This is a genomic window from Pseudoalteromonas sp. SANK 73390, from assembly GCF_054966645.1.
The window spans coordinates 1-19,567 of the sequence record NZ_ARPN01000007.1 but is presented as its reverse complement, the minus strand read 5'-3'; the positions used below and the strand labels follow the sequence as shown (position 1 = coordinate 19,567).

The following is a 19,567-nucleotide window of genomic DNA, read 5'->3' as shown; positions in this document are numbered from 1 at the left end:
ATAATGGGTAATAAGCTACACCTCACAAAAATCAAAAAAGGGTTAGCTAGATATGCAGCTCTGATGTTTGCAGCTGGTTTGTCGCTTTCTGTGTCTGCTGTTGAGTATGCTGCCAACTTCAAAGGCACTGATATTAATGAGTTTATTAATATTGTTGGCAAAAATCTAAATAAAACCATCATCATTGATCCTAACGTGCGTGGCAATATCAACGTACGCAGTTATGAGTTAATGGATGAGTCGTTGTATTATCAGTTTTTTTTAAACGTACTTGAAGTATACGGCTACTCAGTGACAGAAATGGACAGCGGTGTCTTAAAAGTTGTACGCAGTTCAGATGGCAAAAAAGGTAATGTACCTTTAGTTGAAGATGAAGAAGCGGGTAATGGCGATGTGATGATCACCCGCGTAGTTCGAGTTAGGAATGTCAGCGTACAGGAACTTGGTCCACTCATTCGTCAATTTAGCGACCAAAAAGATGGAGGCCACGTTACTAACCTCAATTCTGCCAATGTTATGATGTTGACAGGTCATGCGGCATCTGTGAACCGTTTAGTTGATATTATTAAATCGGTAGACCAAGCGGGTGATAAACGCGTTGATATTGTAAAACTTAACCATGCAACTGCTGATGACGTGGTATCTGTGGTTGAAAGTATCTATAAAGATAGCGGCAAGGGTGCCATTCCTGACTTTTTAATACCTAAAGTTGTGGCTGATAGCCGTACAAATAGTGTGATTGTGAGTGGCGAGTCTCAGGCGCGTAGCCGTGCGACAGAATTAATTAAACGACTAGACAACGAACTAGAAAATCAAGGTAATACCAAGGTATTTTACCTCAATTACGCTAAAGCGGAAGATTTAGTAAAAGTACTGCAAGGTGTGAGTAAAACTCTACAAGAGGATGCTCAAGGTGGTAATACTAAATCACGTAGTCGCAGCAATAAAAATGAGACCAGCATTGAAGCACACCCAGATTCAAACTCACTTGTTATTACAGCGCAGCCCGATACGATGCGCTCCCTATCTCAAGTTATTGAGAAGTTAGACATTCGTCGTGCACAGGTATTAGTTGAAGCAATAGTCGTTGAAGTGTACGAAGGAGATGGCATTAACTTTGGTTTGCAATGGATCTCTGAAAAAGGCGGTATGCTGCAGTTTAATAATGGCAACACAGTCCCTGTTGGCTCTTTAGCTGTTGCGGCACAGCAAGCGAGAGATAAGACAGTAACCAAAACTATTACAGGCCAAAATACTGAACTTAAAGAATTTGATGAAACAATCGAAGGTGACTTAGGCCCATTAGGCCAGCTATTAGGCGGTGTAAATGGCTTAGCAATGGGGATTGTTAAAAATGACTGGGGTGCGATTGTGCAAGCAATCTCAACCGATACTAAGTCAAATATTTTAGCCACGCCTTCAGTAACGACCATGGATAACGAAGAAGCATCAATGATTGTCGGTCAAGAAGTGCCAGTCATTACCGGTTCTACCTCTGGCGATAATAACTCGAACCCGTTCCAAACGGTTGATCGTCAAGAAGTGGGTATTAAGCTAAAAGTTACCCCACAAATCAATGATGGTAGCGCGGTACAGCTTACAATTGAGCAAGAAGTATCTAGCGTAAGTGGCGCAACCGCCGTGGATATATCGGTGAATAAGCGGGCGATTAATACCACAGTGATTGCTGATGACGGCGGTATGGTTATTTTAGGTGGTCTGATAGATGAGAACGTACAAGAAAGTGTCTCTAAAGTTCCATTGTTAGGTGATATTCCAGTACTAGGTCATCTATTTAAATCGACCAGCACAACTAAGCGTAAAACTAACTTGTTGGTATTTATTCGCGCCACTATTATTCGTGATAGTCGCAGTATGAATGACTTAAGCCACTCGAAATATAACTTTATTCGTACCGAGCAAGAGCTTCAGCAAGAAGATGGAATTGATTTGATGCCGTTTGAAGAAACGCCAGTATTACCAGAGTGGAATGATGCACTGGTATTGCCACCTACATACGAAGAGTTTTTGAAAAAGCAAAACAACAAAGAGCTTAACAATGATGACTGAGAGCAAGCTAGAGGCGGTTACTGATATGCCTGTCAGTGAGTTATCCACCACAGACATGCCTGCTGAAGTGCTTGAACAGTCCGAACACATTGCACAATCACCATTGCGATTACCGTTTGGTTATGCGCGCCGAGAAGGCATGTTGCTGAGCAAACAGCCCGATGGCTTGGTGGTTTATTATCGCGGGGAGCTTGCCGTTGAGGCTCTACTCGAGGTGCGCCGCATTGTTGGTGAAGCGTTTAAGCTAGAACAATTAGCAGATGATAAGTTTGAATTGTTGTTGGAAGTATCGTATCAACGCGATAGCTCTGAAACACAGCAAATGATGGAAGATATCGGCAACGAAGTTGACTTATTCTCATTAGCTGAGGAGTTACCACAAACTGAAGATTTACTTGCTGCTGATGACGATGCGCCCATTATTAAACTGATCAATGCGATGCTCAGTGAGGCCATTAAAGAAGGCGCTTCTGATATCCATATCGAGACCTTTGAGCAAGATTTAGTGATCCGTTTTCGTGTTGATGGGGTGCTCAAAGAAGTGCTTAAACCGAATCGTAAACTCGCCTCATTACTTGTATCGCGTATAAAAGTTATGGCCAAGCTCGATATCGCAGAAAAGCGTATTCCACAAGATGGTCGTATTAGCTTGCGCATCGCGGGCCGTGCGGTCGATGTGCGGGTATCAACTATGCCTTCTAGCTTTGGTGAGCGTGTGGTACTTCGCCTTCTGGATAAAAATAATGCGCGCCTGAATCTTGAAGATTTAGGTATGACAGAGCGTAACCGTGATTTGTTTGCTGATATTATTAGTAAGCCGCATGGTATCATTTTGGTAACAGGTCCTACAGGGTCAGGTAAAAGTACCACATTATATGCGGGTATGAGTCAAATTAACTCCAGAGACCGCAACATCTTGACGGTTGAAGACCCGATTGAATACGAAATTCCAGGAATTGGTCAAACTCAAGTAAATACCAAAGTCGATATGACGTTTGCACGAGGTTTACGTGCCATTCTTCGTCAAGACCCTGATGTGGTGATGGTGGGAGAAATTCGTGATCTTGAAACAGGACAAATTGCAGTTCAAGCCTCATTAACGGGTCACTTGGTCATGTCTACACTGCATACCAATACGGCCGCAGGTGCAATTACACGTATGGAAGACATGGGTGTTGAGCCTTTCTTGCTTTCATCTTCGTTACTAGGTGTATTATCACAGCGATTGGTTAGAACGCTTTGCCCAAGCTGTAAAGAAGCGCATCAAGCTGATGAGCGTGAATGCGAACTACTTGGTGTGTCATCAGATAAACCAACCATGATTTATCGTGCCATTGGCTGCGAAGAGTGTAACTTCAACGGTTATAAAGGTCGTACCGGTATTCATGAGTTGTTAGTGGTAGATGAAGCGATCCGTGAACTTATTCATAATGGTAAGGGCGAACAAGCTGTTGAAAAGTATATTCGTAAGACAAGCCCGAGTATTCGTCAAGATGGTCTAGCTCGTGTGCTTAAAGGTCAAACTACTCTGGAAGAAGTATTACGTGTAACACGTGAGGAAGGATAGGTATGGCGGCGTTTGAGTACCGCGCCTTAGATACAAAAGGCAAAGAAAAATCTGGGATTCTAGAAGCAGATACGGCCAAGCAAGTCAGGCAAATGCTACGCGAAAAAGCGATGATGCCACTTGAAGTTTTACCTGCCGCTGAAAAAGATAAGCAACAACCAGATGGTGGCTTTAAGCTATTTCAGGGATACAAACCCTCGGTTGCGGATCTTGCCTTAATCACTCGCCAATTGGCGACATTAATTCAATCTTCATTGCCAGTGGAAGCGGCTGTAATGGCGGTTGCTGAGCAGTGTGAAAAGCCGCGGCTAAAGCGCATGCTGATGTCAGTGCGCTCTAAAGTCGTTGAGGGTTACACGCTTGCAGATGGTATGTCGGAGTTTCCAAATGTCTTTGATAATTTATATCGCTCAATGGTTGCCGCGGGCGAAAAATCAGGGCACCTTGATCAAGTATTAAATCGCTTGGCTGATTACACTGAGCAACGCCAGCATATGCGTAGTCAGATCACTCAAGCGATGGTTTACCCCATTATCTTGGTGATTTTTGCAATTGCCATTGTGTCGGTTTTACTCGGTACGGTGGTGCCAAAAATTCTAAAAACGTTTGAAAAATCTAACCAAGTTTTGCCATGGACTACTGAGTGGGTGATGGCTGCTAGTAATTTTGTTCAAGATTATTGGCTAATTAGCTTGGTGGTGATAACTGGTGGCGTAGTATTATTTCAGCGCGCCATAAAGCAGCCGAAAGTTCGCTTTTGGTTTGACAGCAAGCTGCTCGTACTACCGGGTTTGGGCAAAATTAGTCGAGGTATTAATACAGCGCGTTTTGCTCGTACTCTCAGTATCTTATCTTCAAGCTCAGTGCCTTTGCTTGAAGGCATGAAGATATCAGGACAAGTTTTAGAGAACCAAAAAATTAAAGCTGCGGTTGCAGAGGCTGCAACCCGAGTTAGCGAAGGTGCTAGCTTACGCGCTGCGCTACATCAAACTAAGCTATTTCCACCGATGATGTTGCACATGATAGCCAGTGGTGAAAAATCGGGTGAGTTGGAGCAGATGTTAGAGCGTGCGGCTAATAACCAAGACCGAGAGTTCGAAAGTATGGTGAGTGTATCACTGAAGCTTTTAGAACCAGCAATGATAGCGAGTATGGCGGTAATCGTACTATTTATTGTTATGGCTATCTTACAACCTATTATGGCTATGAATAAAGCCGTTGGCTTATAGTCAAAAAGTAACATATAGGCATGTGTCTAACATGCTGCATTAAGTTTTCAATTGTGAGGGAAAATATCGTGAATAAACAATCAGGCTTTTCATTATTAGAAATTATGGTGGTACTGGTGATCATTGGTATGATCATGTCTATCGTCGCGCCAAATATTATGGGTCAACAAGAAGAAGCCGCTATTGATAAAGCAGGTTTAGATATTCAGCAGCTCGAAGATGCTATGAATATGTATAAATTAAAAAATAAGGCGTACCCAACGACTGAGCAGGGTTTAGAAGCGCTTGTTACACAAACCTCAATAGACCCTACACCAAAGCGTTTTCCTGACGGCGGCTTTATTTCTAAATTACCGGAAGATCCATGGGGTAACCCGTATCAACTAGTTAGTCCTGGCGAAATGGGTAAAATTGATATTTTTTCAATGGGTCCAGACGGTGAAGTAGGTACTGAGGATGATATTGGTAACTGGGATGAAGACAAGTAACACTAAGCCTTTATGAATAATTTGTCACTTCAACGCGCTACTACAAAGCATCATAACGGGTTTAGCCTCATTGAGATCCTTGTAGTGATTACCATCATAGCTTTTGCAACCAAAATGGTGACTTACAGCTTTGGTGGTGATATTGAAGAAGAACTAGAAAAAAAAGCGCTACGAACTCACAGCGTCATTAATATGGCTTCTGAATTTGCTGTGCTAAATCAGCTTGAGCTGGGCTTCCATTTAGATAAGAACACGCTAGAACTGTTGGTATTTGATGGTGACAAATGGACGGCATTAGAATCAGAAGAACTCTACAAGCCAATAGAATTTAGTGAGCAATACAAAGTTGAGCTGAACATCGAAGACTTAGCATGGGCACAAGATAACTTACTAGAACAAGCAAATTGGCGAGAACTGATGGGTACCAGTGATGATGAAAGTTTGCTGGAATTAAAAAAACTCAAAGTACCACAAGTACTCATTTTATCTTCAGGTGAAGTTAGTGCTTTTCAATTTACCATCGAGTTGGTTGAGCAAAGTGAGCCTGTTTATTTTATTGAAGGTGAATTTATGGCACCCGTCAACTTGAGAATGGAGCCGCAATCATGACACGCAAGCAAAGTGGCTTTACACTACTTGAAGTGATGGTTGCGATGAGTATTTGTGCTATGGCAGGGATTGCTGCGATGCAAGCGACCGGAGAACACATTACTCATATTTCCACGTTAGAGGAGCAAACTTATGCTTCTTGGGTGGCAGAAAACCGCCTTGTAGCAATACGAGCCAATGCTGAAAATTGGCCTGGAAAAAATGGCCAAAAAGGCGAAGAAGAGTTAGCGGAACGTACATGGTACTGGCAACAAAAGGTGATTGCCACAGCTGATCCTAGTTTTGTAAAAGTAACGGTTGAAGTATTTAGCGATGAAGCATTAAAGCATTCGGTTTATGACTTAAGCACGTTTATGCTAAAAGGTAAATCGTGATGCGCCAGCGTGGTTTCACATTATTGGAAGTGATGGTTGCGTTGGGGATCTTAGCATTTGTCGTAATAGCGACACACCAAATCCTCGACTCAACCCTCAGAGCCAAAGAAGCATCAGAGTCTACCATTGCTGAATTAGAATCTTTGCAGACGACTTTTCGTTTGATGGATCAAGATTTCAGCCAAATGACTAAGCGAGAAGTACGTAACGAAGCGGGTGATAGTAATCCCAGTTATGTATTGCATGGGCGCTATGAATTACAAAGTCAATTTGATGGTATTGCTTTTGTTCGTGATGGTTGGACAAATCCAATTAGTTTATTACCTCGCTCTGAATTACAAGCGGTAGGGTATCGTGTCATAGATGATAATTTAGAACGTATATACCGTATTTATGTAGATGAATTAGATGGTGCTGAACCACGCTCGCAAGTGGTGATAGAAAATATCGAAGAGCTTAAGTTTGAGTTTTTAGATGACAAACAAAAGTGGCAAGATGACTGGAAGAAAAAAGCTTTACCTTTAGCGGTTGCTGTTACCTTGCAAGTGGAGGGGGCAGCACCCATTAGACGTTTGTTCTTAACACCTGGTGATGGCAAGGAGCAACAAGCGCTTAGTGACAATGGTCAAGGGCGCATTAATGATGGACAAGGTCGCTCAGAACCCTCTCGTGGTGATGATTTTAATTCTGGAGGCCGAAAGTGAAGCAGCAGCGTGGAGCGGCCCTGATCATTGTTTTGTTCATTGTGGCATTAGCAGCAACAATTGCTGCAGAAATGGCAGCTAATTTAATGGTGCAAGTGCAAAGAGCACAAAATATTCAAACGCACCAGCAGGCTAAGTGGTATAGCTACGGTGCTGAAGAGTTAGTAAAAAAAGTACTTTTGGAAAGTAAAAAAGAGGAACCAGACAAAGTGCATTTGGGCCAGCCATGGGCGTTAAGCGATGTCCCGTATCCAGTGGACCATGGAACTTTAAGTGGTGAGGTAAGTGATTTACAAGCTTGCTTGAATCTAAATGCTTTGCGCGCACCTAAAAGCCAAGATGGTATTTCAAGTGATACGAACCCGGCTCATAAAGCATTATTGGCGCTATTAAAAAATATTGAAGATTTACCGCTGGAAGAAAGCGAAGAAGCGTTAGCCGATAGTGTTTACGATTGGCTAGATGAGGACAGTATTACTTTCCGATCAGGCGCGGAAGAAGATGAATATATGTCTAAAACGACACCTTATTTAAGTGCCAATAACTTATTGGCATCTGAGTCTGAACTACGTGTTATCAAAGGGTTTAACCCTTTAGTGATGGAAAAGCTACTACCCTATGTTTGTGTTATTCCGGGGAACATCGAATTAAAAGTGAATGTAAATACTATAAAAGCTGAGCAGGCATTGTTGTTAAGTGGTTTATTAGAGGGGTTGAGCTCATCAGGTGCAGAAGCGGTGATATCAGCTCGGCCAGAAAAGGGCTTTGATAATGTTGAAGATTTTTTTGTGGAAGCAAGAAATCAAGGTGCTAAAGTAGATAAAAAAAGTAATGAATTATTCACCATCGATAGTAATTATTTTAAGTTACGCGCAAAAGCGCTGTTTGACGATAGGCGCTTTGCAATGACCTCAATTATTCAAATAAATCAAGGTCAAGCAACCATACTGGCGCGAAAATTTGGAGGCGTACAGTGACAGAGAAATTAATGGTCCGTGTGGATCAGTCACACCAAAACCCAATTCATTGGTTGGTATTTTCATCGGTAGATGAACAAATCATTGCCAGTGGACAATTACAAAGCACAGAACAACTTGAGCAGTTATCACAAAAGGCGGTGAACAGAGAGGTCATTCTGTTATTAAGTGCATCTCAAGTACAGCTAAAGCGGGTGCCTTTACCAACAAAGTGGAATCGAAAATTAGAGCAAGCGCTACCATTTATGCTCGAAGAGCATCTTGCTTGTGATGTCGATGAGTTGTTTATTGCCATTGGGCAACCAGCACTTGATGGTGAACAACACTGCGTTGAAGTGGCAGTGTGCGATAAGCAATGGTTTTCGCAATGGTTAGCACTTTTTGACGAACATGAAATTGAGTTAACGCGAGTTGTGCCTGATGCGTTACTTTTACCTGAGCAACCAGACAATACTTTGTCAATGATTGAACTTGGTGAGCAATGGCTATGCCGATTAGGGCTTTGGCATATTAGCGCGATTGAAAAGAGCTGGGGAGCAGATTATTTACACGCCTTGCAACCGAGTAAGATTGTGCATTATAGCCCCGCTGAAGGTGTGCCTGAGGTTGCACCTAAAGAAGCTAAAGAATCAGAGTATGAACTTCCCTTAGCACTGCTAGCTAAGCAGTTAGGAAATAGTACTTTCAATTTACGCCAAGGTGTTTTTGCCGCAAAGAAAAAGCAACCACAGTGGTGGCGAGATTGGCGTAGTGGATTAGTTGCTGCTGGGATTGCTATTGGCTGTTTTGTGGTTGTTAAAGGTACTCAATTAGTCATGCTGCAAAAGCAAGCTGATGATTTTAAAGCGCAAGCAGTAGCAACCTATCAGCAAGCTTTTCCGGGCAAAGTGGTACGTCCCCATTTACTTAAGAAGCAAATTGAAGGTGAACTTGCTGGTTTGAGCAATACCGAACATGGTGGTTTTTTAGAGCTGACGAATCATTTGGTCGCGGTATATGGTGAGGTTAACAACTTTACACCTGAGACATTACGTTATGACCGTCGCAGGAATGAATTGAGAATTCGTGCTCGAGCAAATGGCTTCCAAGTATTTGGGCAAGTCAAAGCCATTTTAGAGCAGCGTGGCTTAACGGTTCAGCAAGGCTCTTTAAATAATGACGGTGATGTAGTGATTGGAGAAATCCGACTGCGAGGTGATGTATGAAACAACAAGCTTTAAAGTATTGGCAATCGCTTAAAGAGCAAGAGCAAAAACTACTGATTGTTGCAAGCATCGTATTTGTTATATTTGTGCTCGTGATGGGAGTATTTAAACCATTGAGTGCAGCGGTAGAAAAAGCACAAAAGGATAAACTCCGCCAGCAAGAGCTCGTGGCTTGGGTAAATAATAGTGTTGCTCAGTTAAAACAGAGCGCGGTGATAAGTAAAACGGGTAAAACGAGTAATTTATCGATTTTGGTCAATCGCACCCGCGGGCAGCACCAAGTTAATATCAGTAAAATGCAGCCTAGTGAAGGTGCGCTGAGGCTCACCATAGATTCAGTTGAGTTCAATAAATTGATCGCTTGGTTAGATGAGTTGACTAATAAGCATGGCGTGAAAATAGAGAGCTTAGATTTGGCGCAAGATAACCTGCCAGGTTACGTGCGTGTGAGCCGTTTGTTGTTAGAGAATTAAATATGAAAAAGACAGTTAGTTTAATACTCATTTTTATTGTGGCCTTTAGTTTATTTACTGTTTACAACATGCCAGCGTCAGTTGCCCTGCAGCTTGTTGGCAAGCAACTGCCACCGACCCTGCAAATTGGTGCTGTGAGTGGCACCTTGTGGCAAGGACAAGTAAGCGAAGTGAGAGTGAGTAATGTACAGTTAAACAACGTACGGTGGAGTATAGAAGCACCCGCGCTATTACTGGGTGATATGCAAGGCAATGTACGTTTTGGTAATGCGCGTGATAAGTCAGATATTTCTGGTCGTGGTGACTTTACTGTTGGGTTGTTTGATCAATCCGTATGGTTATCTGATGCTTCTATACGCTTTAGTGTCGAGCAAGCTATGTCGCAAGTGACCTTACCATTACCTGTTAAAGCAAAGGGGCGTGTATTACTTGATATTGATAACTATCAAAGTGGTGCGCCTTATTGTGAGGCATTACAAGGAGAGATCCGTAGTCCAGGCATTACAGTTGAGGGGCTAACAGGTTGGTTTGAAATAGGCCAACTTGGTGGTAATTTGAGTTGTAAAACAGGTGACATTGCTGTGTTAGTAGACCCTGATAACCGCTTAGGACTACAAGCTGATGCGGTATTGGCTGATAATTTTCAGTTCCGTGTTGCTGGCAATATCAAACCCGATGCTTCTTTACCTAAAGAGGTACACGATGCAGTTAAGTTTTTAGGGCGTCCAGACTCTGAAGGTCGCTATCCAGTAAATTTATAAAGAAAATGATACTTGAATTTAATTTTACACCCCAACATCGTCAGCAATTAAATGAGTACATCGCATTAAGAGATAGTGCGATGCCTTTGAGTGCCGTCCAAGGTTACTTGTTTGCGCTTATTTGTGGGCCTGATGCGAGTGAAGTAGAACAGTGGTTAGCACAGGTCTCAGGGAATGATTTGGCAATGGATGAAACCATTGTATTTTCCTATATGGCATTGCATCACCAAATCAGTGAGCAAGTATTTTCTGGGGGCTATCAACTTCCTTGCTCTGATGAGGTTGATTATGGGGAGCGTCATTTGTGGAGCGTTGGTTTTGTGCATGGGACAAAAAGCTACTTTGAATCACTGTTAACGTCCAGCAAGGTGAGCAGTGAACTCAAAGAAGCACTACAAATGGCGACCGAGCAGCTTGCTTTTTTTTCATTAGAACATGAGCAAGTTGCTGCATATTGTGCAAGTCATGACTGCGATGAAGCTCTCTTTGTGCACCAGCAAGGGGAGTTAGCACAAGAGTTTGCACAAGGCTATGCTCAGCTTATTGAAACCGTCGCTTTAGAGAGTGGCTTATATGATGAAGAGGAAGGGTTTTAAGTGATTTCTAACTCTATTTGTGTGCATCCCTTTTGGCAATACACAAGCCCTTTTTGAGCAATATCAACGGCTAAATTAAGCTTTAAAGGCTGTTGACATGTTTCACACAACACTGTTTTCCCAGCACTAAGCTTTTTAAGTAATTGTTTTTGCTGGTTGAATGATGCAGCACGGCGTTTATTGAGTTGACTAAAGTCCATTATATTCCTGTTCTTTGAATTGAACGCTCTATTATGTCGCAAATATTTTCTAATTTATCCGTGAAAAAGAATAAGCTCATTTCACGCTCTACACAGTATTGTTGAAAAAATTTCCTCAACGCAATCTCACTACTCAGTTGTTCATCTAAATGAGTCGCTTGTTTTTCTGTGAGCTCTATTTGTTGATCTATGCGTGTACGTGCTCGCGTTGCCGCTGATGGACGTTGCACTTTTGTTGATTCACTCAAAAAGTCGATACTTTGCGCTAGAAATTGCTCTCTAGGCTGTTTTATAACCTCAATATCAGTTGTAAAAAGTGCAAGGACTAGTAACACAAAAATTAAAAATTTTTTCATAATAACGGCAATTTTGATCTCGATAGGATAATACCGCCCTGAGTTTAATAAAATAGCACAGTGAAAAGCAAGCTCAGATATGGTGTGTATACTCAATACTGTGCCCTACTTAAAGCATTACGTGCAGATTGTTTTATGGGGGAATATTGATTTGTTTGGTATCAATCACCTACCAAGCTTGCGTATAATATCCCTATTCTAGTTGAGGTTACCGTAGCAAGTAACAGTCGATCATAGCGGTCTAAGGAGCTTCGATGGACAAGCAAATAAAAGTTAAAAATATACCTTCAGAGGTCAAAATCCAAAAGCCGGATGACCTGCAACCGGACAGGTTTAATCCGAGGAATCGTATTTATGTGCGAGCTGTGCAGGGCCTTCATCAATTATTGAGGAAAAGAATCGGCTTTGTGGGTATGTTAGCTTTTATGCTTTTGCCATGGCTACACTTTAATGGCCAGCAAGCGGTGTTATTTGATTTATTTGAACAAAAATTTAATATTTTTGGGTTAACGTTGTTGCCGCAAGACTTAACTATCTTGGCATTTATTCTCATGATTGCCGCATTTGCGTTATTTTTGGTAACCACATTTTATGGCCGAGTATGGTGTGGTTATACGTGCCCACAAACGGTCTGGACCTTTATATTTATTTGGTTCGAAGAAAAACTTGAAGGCACTGCAAATCAGCGAAAAAAATTAGATCAACGAGCTATGAACTTTGACAAGCTTTGGCGTAAAACGGCTAAACATAGCAGTTGGATGTTATTTTCTTTTTATACCGCGTTAACTTTTGTTGGTTACTTTACACCCATTCGTGAATTAGTACCCAACCTGCTGACTTTTTCAGCCAGTGGCTATGCCACCTTGAGTATTATTGTTTTCGCGATATGCACCTACGGTAATGCTGGGTGGATGCGTGAAATTATGTGTTTACATATTTGTCCTTACTCACGCTTTCAGTCTGCCATGTTTGATAAAGATACATTTACCGTAAGCTATGATGAAGCGCGCGGTGAATCAAGAGGTCCGCGTTCACGCAAGCAAGATCCAAAATCACTCGACTTAGGTGATTGTATAGACTGTAACTTGTGTGTTCAGGTTTGCCCAACAGGGATTGATATCCGTAATGGTTTACAGTATGAGTGTATCAATTGTGGCGCTTGTATCGACGCCTGTGATGGGGTAATGGATAAAATGAATTACCCTCGCGGTCTTATTTCATATACAACAGAGCGCAATCTAGAAGCCTCTGCAGAGAAAACTAAACCTATTAGAGGCAAATTAATCGGTTATGTTTGCATTTTATTGGTACTCTCTGGCGCTCTGATCGCAAATATTGCTATGCGAAAGCCAATGGAGTTGGACATTATTCGTGATAGAAACCAATTATATCGGGTCAACTTTGAAGGACTAGTTGAAAATACTTATACCCTTAAAGTGATCAACAAAGCCCAAGTTGCTCAAACGTTTCATATTGAGGTTGTTGGTTTAAGTAATTTTGAGTTTTTGGGTAAGCAACAAATAACAGTTGATGCTGGGCGTTCAATGAATGTTCCATTGTCAATTATCATTGACCCTTATGACTTGAAAAAGCCTGTGACGGAGTTTGAGTTTGCCATTTATCCTATAGATGAGCCAAACAGTCGCTTAACTCAGCAGACAAACTTTTTTAAGGGTAAATAGTTCAGTACACTGGCACTGAAATACAAAAGCGGGGTAACCCGCTTTTTTATATATAGAGAGAATTATGAGCGAATTTAGCTTTGCTAATTTAACACCCGATTTCATTTTAGATGCCATTGAGAGTATAGGGATATATCCAGAGTCTGGTTTACTGGCATTAAATAGTTATGAAAATAGGGTGTATCAATTTAAGGCAGAAGATAACTGTCGCTATGTTGTTAAGTTCTATCGTCCGCAGCGTTGGAGTGATGAGCAAATTTTGGAAGAACATCAATTTGCATTTAGCTTACAAGAAGCGGAAGTGCCGGTTGTTGCGCCAATTACTCGTGATGGAGAGAGCCTATTCCACTACAAAGGATATCGCTTTACCTTGTTTCCTAGCGTTGGTGGTCGCCAATTTGAAATGGATAACTTAGACCACCTTGAAATATTGGGCCGTTACATAGGGCGAATGCATAGCGTGGCTGGGTCACAACAATTTAGCCACCGCCCTAAGGTAAATTGCCAAGATTACCTGTATAAAGCTAAGTCTGCCGTGTTAAACAGTCAGCTTTTGCCGATGCATTTAGAGACGCCCTTTATCACCATTTTAGATCGTTTAATCACAAAAACAGAGCAAGAATATCATCAAGTTGAGCAAATCCGTTTGCATGGAGACTGTCATGCTGGCAATATTCTGTGGGCTGGTGATAGTTTAATGCTTGTTGATTTAGATGACTGTCGACAGGGGCCTTTGATCCAAGATTTATGGATGATGTTAAATGGTGATAGGCATGAACAAGCAATACAGCTTGATACTTTGTTGTCAGGCTATGAAGAGTTTAATTCATTCGAACAGCGTCAGTTAAGTTTAATTGAGCCGCTGCGAGCAATGCGTATGGTGCATTACATGGGCTGGCTTGCCACTCGTTGGCAAGATCCTGCTTTTCCACGGAACTTTTCGTGGTTTGCAACTGACAAATACTGGGAGCAGCAAATATTGGCTCTAAAAGAGCAGTTTGCAACATTACATGAACCTGCGCTTAGGTTAATTCCATAAAAATTGAGAGATATCCATGTTTAAAACAATAAAACAATCCTTCTTGCTGTTGTGTATTGCGCTGTTGGCATTTGCAGTCAACGCAGCTGATTTTACTGATGGTAAGCACTATCAGACGATAGAAAATGATAAAAGTGAAACACCAAAGGTGACGGAGTTTTTCTCTTTTTACTGTCCTCATTGCTATCAGTTTGAACCGATTGCTATGGCATTGGAAGAGAGCTTACCCAAGGGGGCTGAATTTGAAAAAAGTCATGTAAACTTTTTACAAGGCCTACCAGCGCAAGTGCAAAGCAATTTGAGTTATGCCTATATTATCGCGCAACAGGCTGGTAAAGAGCAGCAAGTAACCGCACAAATATTTGATAGTATTCACCAAAAAAAAGCTGAATTGTCAGATATTAAAGATGTAAAGAAGTTACTAGAACTTAACGGTATTAGTGAAAAAGATTTTGACCAAAGTATGAGCAGTATGTTGGTGATTGCTGCCGAACAAAAAATGCAAGAGCAGCAAGAACTGTTTGGTAAGCTTGGAGCGCTTTCAGGTGTGCCTACTTTTATTGTCAATGATAAGTACAAAATTAATATGCGTGAGGTAAAAAGCCAAGCTGATTTAGAAGCATTGGTTAAGTACTTACTAGCAAAATAAGAATTGGAGAAAGGTATGTTGAAGTTAATTAAAGCTGCAGCAGTGGCAATGATGTTGCCAATGCTTGCAAATGCGGCACAGTTTGAAGAGGGTGTTCATTATGAAGTTGTTTCAGAGCGTGGCACCAAAAAACCTGAAGTGACAGAGTACTTTTCATTTTATTGCCCAGCTTGCAAGGCGTTTGAGCCTCTTATTGCAGATTTTACACCAAAATTAAATAATGATGTTAAATTCAAGAAAAGTCATGTGAACTTTGTGGGTCCTCGTGATCCTGAACTGCAAAAAATAATGGCCAATGCACTGGCGACAGCGACTGTGTTACCACAAAAAGATAACATTGTTTCAGCGCTGTTTTCTCATATTCATACCAAGCGTGCAAAAATTAATGAGCTTGCGGATATAAAAGATATCTTTGTATCGCAAGGAGTAGATGGCGATAAGTTTGATAAATTATATAAAAGTTTTTCAGTTCGCACTAAAGCGTCGCGTATGACTCGCATGCAAGAGCAATTTCAAAATAAAGGCGCATTAACAGGCGTACCAACATTTATTGTAAATGGTAAATATAAGTTGTTATTGCGTGAATCGAAAACCACAACGCCTGATCAGATAAGCGCATTGATCAATTATTTGGCTGTGAAGTAAGTTAAAACCATTAAACATAATTAAAGGCCAGAGCTCAAAGCAACTGGCCTTTTTTATACTTAAAAAGTAAAGTGCTATTTACGCTTTAGAAAAACACCGGACTCCACATGGTGGGTGTAAGGGAATTGATCGAAAATAGCGATGCGTGATATGGAGTGTGTTTGACACAAAAGTTCAAGGTCACGCTCCAATGTATCAGGGTTACAAGAGATATAAATAATATTGTCGTAATTGGCGACTAATCGGCAAGTGAGCTCATCCATCCCAGCCCGAGGTGGGTCAACTAATATAGTCTGACAATGATAGTCTTGTAGGCTGATGCCATTGAGTCTTGAAAAACTGCGCTCGCCGTTCATTGCCTGAGTGAACTCTTCGCTCGACATCCGAATGATATCTAAATTTTTAATGTTATTCGCTGCGATATTATATTGTGCTGAGTAAACAGAGGATTTAGATATCTCAGTAGCAAGTACTTTGTCAAAGCTATCAGCAAGTGCAATAGAGAAGTTGCCATTTCCACAATATAGCTCTAATAAATCGTTATCTAGCGGTGCGCAAAGCGATTGAGCCCAAGCCAACATTTTTTCGTTTACTTTAGCGTTTGGTTGAGTAAAACTATTTTCTACTTGTTGATACACGTAGTCACGGCCATTTACTTTGAGTTGCTCAGTAACATAATCACTGCCAAAGACTACTTTTTGTTTTCTAGCTCGGCCAATAAAATCGATTTGATACGTTTGCTGTAATTCTAGTCGCAATTGTTGCATTGCTTCTTGCCACTGCTCATCTAATGGCTTGTGATAAAGTAAGCTTACTAAAATTTCCCCGCTGAGTGTTGAAAGATAATCAATTTGGAAAAGTTTACGTCGCAAAATATCATTGTAACGTAGCTTATTCATCATTACTTGCATCATATCTTGAATGAGAGGCGCTGCAGGGTCAAAGCGCTCTATGCGTATTTTCTGTTTGGTAGCTTGATCAAACATGATATGAAATAAATCATCACCATCATGCCAAACTCTAAACTCAGCACGTTGCCGATACTGAGCTTTGGGCGAGTCATATACTTCCAATTTAGGTGCATTGAATTTTGCAAATTGCTTACTAATGCGTTGTTGTTTCTCGTTGAGCTGCTGCTCATAGGTGGAAGTATCAATTAAAATGACAGCCATAATTACCAGTACCTTACAAATTAGAGACGCGCTATTTTAGGGGGCATGGAAGATTTGTCCAGTTTATCGCATAAAAAGTGTTTCTTTTTTATACTAAGAAGCTACAGCTTAGGTCATTTCGGTCGATAACAAGGAACGTGTGGTTATATTAAATGAAAAATGACCTCGATATTTGGAGCCATGTTATGAAAATTGGACAGTTACATCAATTGCTTAACCCAGCAATGACAAACAAAGCAAACAAGCCTAATGTGTTTATGCCTAGTGTTAACTTTAATTTAGACAGTTACTCTGGTGATAAAAATAAACTTGCCGCGATGGTATTAGATGACAAACTTGCGCAGGCATTGGGAATAGAGAAAAAGGCTGAGAAAGACAAACCTGTATTTGATTTTGAGGCTATCACTAAAAATGTGCTGGACTTTGTTACGTTAGCTGTAAAGCGAGCTCAAGCTGATGGTAAAGATGATGATGTACTCAAAGATATGCTTGGCGCTGCCCGCAAAGGTGTGCAGATGGGTATCGATGAGGCAACTGATGAATTAAAGGGAGCTAGCGCCTTTAATAGCGAAATTGAACAAGGTATAGAAAAAGCCAGAGAAGGTATTTTTAATGGTTTAGATGAGTTCGAAGAGGCCCTTTTTAATCCTCAATCTCAATCTATGCAGGTAAGTGGGGCGCAATACGCTAGCTTATCTAATCAAGCGCAATACAGCTTTCAGACAGCGGAGGGAGATGAAGTAAAAATCACCTTTAGTGATGTTCGCTCACAAACGAATGCTGCAAGCTACAGTCAAAAGGGTAATGATCACGGATTTGCAATGGGACAGCAGAGTCAACATGAGGTGAGCTTTTCCATAAGTGTAAATGGTGAACTTAATGAACAAGAGCAGCAAGCTATTAATGAAATGATGGAAGATGTGCGTAATGTTAGCGATTCATTTTTTTCAGGCGATTATGAAGATGCTTTTGATAAAGCGAAGACACTCAATATAGACAGCGATCAAATTGCTAATTTCACTATGGATCTTCGTCAATCAAAAACGACGGCTGCAATTAGTCAGTACCAGCAAACTAATCCTGTTAGAGACATTGAAAAGGGGCTACAGCCTTTAGATAAGCAATTAGAAAACATTCATGATCAAGGGAGAAAGCTAGGTATTGAGAAACAATTACCTGATATCCTTGCTTGGATAAATGATGGACAAAGCAGGTTAAATGAATTCCTTGATTATGCTCAAGGGTTCTTTGACCAGCTCAATACGCAAGCACAAGACAAGAATTAATTTATTTTTAGCGTTGTCCATGGCACACTGCTGCAGCTATAGGGTAGAGGAGTTGCAGTGTTTTGCCGCACATTTTGGTTTTTGATTCAGGCGTAGGTGGTACAAGTGTACTTGAGCATATTCAAGCACAACTGCCCTATGCTGAATATAGTTATGTGATGGACAATGCACTTCTACCTTATGGTTTGCAATCTGAGCAAACCATTCAGGCGCGTCTAGCTTGCTTAGTAAAACAAGTTAATCTATTTCATTGTTCTGTTGATCTTATTGTTATCGCATGCAATACAGCATCAACACACGCTTTAGCGGCTACGAGAGAAATAACGGACATTCCTATTGTCGGGGTAGTGCCAGCTATAAAACCCGCAGCTGAAAGTAGCCGTAAAAAGCATATTGCATTACTTGCAACTCCAGCTACCTCAAATAACACCTATACAAATTCACTCATACGTGAATATGCAAAAGGTTGCCAAGTAGATTTACATCATTCTACACACTTGGTCTCATTTGCTGAGCAACTTTATTGGTATCAAAAGTTTGACATTGAGCTCCTCTACAGTGAGTTAGAGCAGATTAATATAAGCCCGCAGGTAGATTGCATTGTGCTAGGTTGTACTCACTTTCCCATATTAAGAGCACAATTAAAATTTTACTATGGAGAGGGGATTGAGCTTATCGATTCGGGCGTTGCTATCGCTAAGCGTGTAGGTTTTTTGTTGAATGATAAATTAGGTTACCAAAAGCCAATTAGTAAAAGGCCGTTACATTTCTATGCAACGGCCCCAAACAATTTGACAGGCAATACGAACATTGTACTGCGAGCAATTAACCTAAATTGCTAGTACTTTCTTCTTCATCATTGAATTGTTTTTGCTTTGCAGCGCGTACCTTTAATGTGCGTTGTTGAAATTCTAAATCATTAAGTTGGGAAATTGCTTTATCAGCGTCTTTCTCAGCCATTTCAACAAAGCCAAAACCACGGCGTTTACCCGTATTCTTATCTTTTAACAATCGAACACTGAATACTTGTCCTTGTTGAGCAAATAATTCCCGAACCACACCTTCATTTGCTTTATACGGCAAGTTACCTACATAGAGAGTTTTAGTGGCGACTTCAGTTTTGTCACTAGACGGTTGGCTTGAAGAAGCCAAAGTCACTGTAAAGCCACCAATTAGAATTCCAACCGCTAATGCGAGTGGGGCGCTGATCTGGATGCTAGAAAATAATAGCTGCATTACGATAAATCCAATAATAGCCAGTATAAATGTAATTAAAAAAGACTTCTGAGATGATGATTTCATAATAAAGTTACCAATAAACAGGGGATATACATTAATTTAACAAATAAAGAAGCTATCTTAACTAGATTAATAAACTTCGCAATAATAAAAGTAGATATAGCTCAGAAAATTGCATTAAAAATATGCGAAAAAACGTTTTTATGTCTATTTAGCTTATTAAATGTGCAAACGAGCGAAGCTTTG

At 40.9% G+C, this 19,567-nt stretch carries 22 protein-coding genes; 18 read left to right on the top strand and 4 right to left on the bottom strand.

What is annotated here, in order from left to right; all coding sequences use genetic code 11:
• Nucleotides 1–3: 3 nt before the first annotated feature.
• From gspD to SANK73390_RS00315, 12 genes are all read left to right on the top strand, one after another.
• Nucleotides 4–2,070 carry a type II secretion system secretin GspD gene (gspD, locus tag SANK73390_RS00370; RefSeq protein WP_261595159.1) on the top strand — a complete coding sequence of 689 codons (2,067 nt, stop codon included), beginning with the start codon at nt 4–6 and terminating at the stop codon, nt 2,068–2,070.
• A gap of 55 nt (nt 2,071–2,125) precedes the next feature.
• Entirely contained in the window at nt 2,126–3,637 is a 1,512-nt protein-coding gene (gene gspE, locus SANK73390_RS00365) for a type II secretion system ATPase GspE (RefSeq protein WP_462762211.1), read from the top strand.
• 2 nt (nt 3,638–3,639) lie between these two features.
• Nucleotides 3,640–4,866 (top strand): type II secretion system inner membrane protein GspF, encoded by a 1,227-nt coding sequence (gspF, locus tag SANK73390_RS00360; RefSeq protein WP_462762162.1) that lies wholly within the window; start codon nt 3,640–3,642, stop codon nt 4,864–4,866.
• Between the two features lie 68 nt (nt 4,867–4,934).
• Nucleotides 4,935–5,354 carry a type II secretion system major pseudopilin GspG gene (gene gspG, locus SANK73390_RS00355; protein WP_462762161.1) on the top strand — a complete coding sequence of 140 codons (420 nt, stop codon included), beginning with the start codon at nt 4,935–4,937 and terminating at the stop codon, nt 5,352–5,354.
• 12 nt (nt 5,355–5,366) lie between these two features.
• Complete coding sequence (locus SANK73390_RS00350) at nt 5,367–5,963, top strand: prepilin-type N-terminal cleavage/methylation domain-containing protein (RefSeq protein ID WP_462762159.1); 597 nt, start codon at nt 5,367–5,369, stop codon at nt 5,961–5,963.
• Nucleotides 5,960–6,337 (top strand): type II secretion system minor pseudopilin GspI, encoded by a 378-nt coding sequence (gspI, locus tag SANK73390_RS00345; protein ID WP_462762157.1) that lies wholly within the window; start codon nt 5,960–5,962, stop codon nt 6,335–6,337. Before SANK73390_RS00350 ends, gspI begins: the two co-directional genes overlap by 4 nt.
• Nucleotides 6,337–7,041, top strand: a complete 705-nt coding sequence (gene gspJ, locus SANK73390_RS00340; RefSeq protein WP_462762155.1) for a type II secretion system minor pseudopilin GspJ — start codon at nt 6,337–6,339, stop codon at nt 7,039–7,041. The genes gspI and gspJ overlap by 1 nt, the downstream gene beginning before the upstream one ends.
• The gene (gene gspK, locus SANK73390_RS00335; RefSeq protein ID WP_462762154.1) at nt 7,038–8,018 is read left to right on the top strand and encodes a type II secretion system minor pseudopilin GspK; all 981 of its coding nucleotides are present in this window, start codon (nt 7,038–7,040) and stop codon (nt 8,016–8,018) included. The genes gspJ and gspK overlap by 4 nt, the downstream gene beginning before the upstream one ends.
• Nucleotides 8,015–9,223: a type II secretion system protein GspL gene (gene gspL, locus SANK73390_RS00330; protein WP_462762153.1), complete on the top strand. Its 1,209-nt coding sequence runs from the start codon at nt 8,015–8,017 to the stop codon at nt 9,221–9,223. The genes gspK and gspL overlap by 4 nt, the downstream gene beginning before the upstream one ends.
• Nucleotides 9,220–9,696, top strand: a complete 477-nt coding sequence (gene gspM, locus SANK73390_RS00325; protein ID WP_261595151.1) for a type II secretion system protein M — start codon at nt 9,220–9,222, stop codon at nt 9,694–9,696. The genes gspL and gspM overlap by 4 nt, the downstream gene beginning before the upstream one ends.
• Nucleotides 9,697–9,698: 2 nt before the next feature.
• Complete coding sequence (locus SANK73390_RS00320; RefSeq protein WP_462762152.1) at nt 9,699–10,457, top strand: type II secretion system protein N; 759 nt, start codon at nt 9,699–9,701, stop codon at nt 10,455–10,457.
• 5 nt (nt 10,458–10,462) lie between these two features.
• On the top strand, nt 10,463–11,053 hold the full coding sequence (locus tag SANK73390_RS00315) for a UPF0149 family protein (protein WP_462762151.1): 591 nt from the start codon (nt 10,463–10,465) through the stop codon (nt 11,051–11,053).
• Here the strand turns inward: SANK73390_RS00315 and SANK73390_RS00310 are convergent.
• Both SANK73390_RS00310 and SANK73390_RS00305 read right to left on the bottom strand, forming a co-directional pair.
• Nucleotides 11,050–11,253, bottom strand: a complete 204-nt coding sequence (locus tag SANK73390_RS00310) for a hypothetical protein (RefSeq protein ID WP_462762150.1) — start codon at nt 11,251–11,253, stop codon at nt 11,050–11,052. The genes SANK73390_RS00315 and SANK73390_RS00310 overlap by 4 nt on opposite strands.
• Nucleotides 11,253–11,609: a hypothetical protein gene (locus SANK73390_RS00305; protein ID WP_261627093.1), complete on the bottom strand. Its 357-nt coding sequence runs from the start codon at nt 11,607–11,609 to the stop codon at nt 11,253–11,255. The genes SANK73390_RS00310 and SANK73390_RS00305 overlap by 1 nt, the downstream gene beginning before the upstream one ends.
• 254 nt (nt 11,610–11,863) lie before the next feature.
• Between SANK73390_RS00305 and ccoG the strand changes: the two genes are divergently transcribed.
• The 4 genes from ccoG (at nt 11,864) to SANK73390_RS00285 (ending at nt 15,624) form a co-directional block, all read left to right on the top strand.
• Nucleotides 11,864–13,291 (top strand): cytochrome c oxidase accessory protein CcoG, encoded by a 1,428-nt coding sequence (gene ccoG / locus SANK73390_RS00300; RefSeq protein WP_462762149.1) that lies wholly within the window; start codon nt 11,864–11,866, stop codon nt 13,289–13,291.
• 64 nt (nt 13,292–13,355) lie between these two features.
• Complete coding sequence (locus SANK73390_RS00295; RefSeq protein WP_462762147.1) at nt 13,356–14,330, top strand: serine/threonine protein kinase; 975 nt, start codon at nt 13,356–13,358, stop codon at nt 14,328–14,330.
• 16 nt (nt 14,331–14,346) lie between these two features.
• Complete coding sequence (locus SANK73390_RS00290) at nt 14,347–14,979, top strand: thiol:disulfide interchange protein DsbA/DsbL (RefSeq protein WP_462762145.1); 633 nt, start codon at nt 14,347–14,349, stop codon at nt 14,977–14,979.
• A 15-nt stretch (nt 14,980–14,994) separates the two neighbouring features.
• Nucleotides 14,995–15,624, top strand: coding sequence for a thiol:disulfide interchange protein DsbA/DsbL (locus SANK73390_RS00285; RefSeq protein WP_261595143.1), 630 nt, complete (start codon nt 14,995–14,997; stop codon nt 15,622–15,624).
• A 74-nt stretch (nt 15,625–15,698) separates the two neighbouring features.
• On the opposite strand, the gene trmA is transcribed toward SANK73390_RS00285, so the two are convergent.
• Entirely contained in the window at nt 15,699–16,796 is a 1,098-nt protein-coding gene (gene trmA / locus SANK73390_RS00280) for a tRNA (uridine(54)-C5)-methyltransferase TrmA (protein WP_462762142.1), read from the bottom strand.
• A 152-nt stretch (nt 16,797–16,948) separates the two neighbouring features.
• On the opposite strand from trmA, the gene SANK73390_RS00275 reads away from it, so the two are divergent.
• Nucleotides 16,949–18,082, top strand: a complete 1,134-nt coding sequence (locus tag SANK73390_RS00275; protein ID WP_462762141.1) for a DUF5610 domain-containing protein — start codon at nt 16,949–16,951, stop codon at nt 18,080–18,082.
• A 62-nt stretch (nt 18,083–18,144) separates the two neighbouring features.
• Nucleotides 18,145–18,924 carry a glutamate racemase gene (gene murI / locus SANK73390_RS00270; RefSeq protein ID WP_462762139.1) on the top strand — a complete coding sequence of 260 codons (780 nt, stop codon included), beginning with the start codon at nt 18,145–18,147 and terminating at the stop codon, nt 18,922–18,924.
• Here the strand turns inward: murI and SANK73390_RS00265 are convergent.
• Nucleotides 18,908–19,384 (bottom strand): RNA recognition motif domain-containing protein, encoded by a 477-nt coding sequence (locus SANK73390_RS00265; protein WP_462762138.1) that lies wholly within the window; start codon nt 19,382–19,384, stop codon nt 18,908–18,910. The two genes, murI and SANK73390_RS00265, sit on opposite strands and share 17 nt — an antisense overlap.
• Between the last annotated feature and the right edge of the window lie 183 nt (nt 19,385–19,567).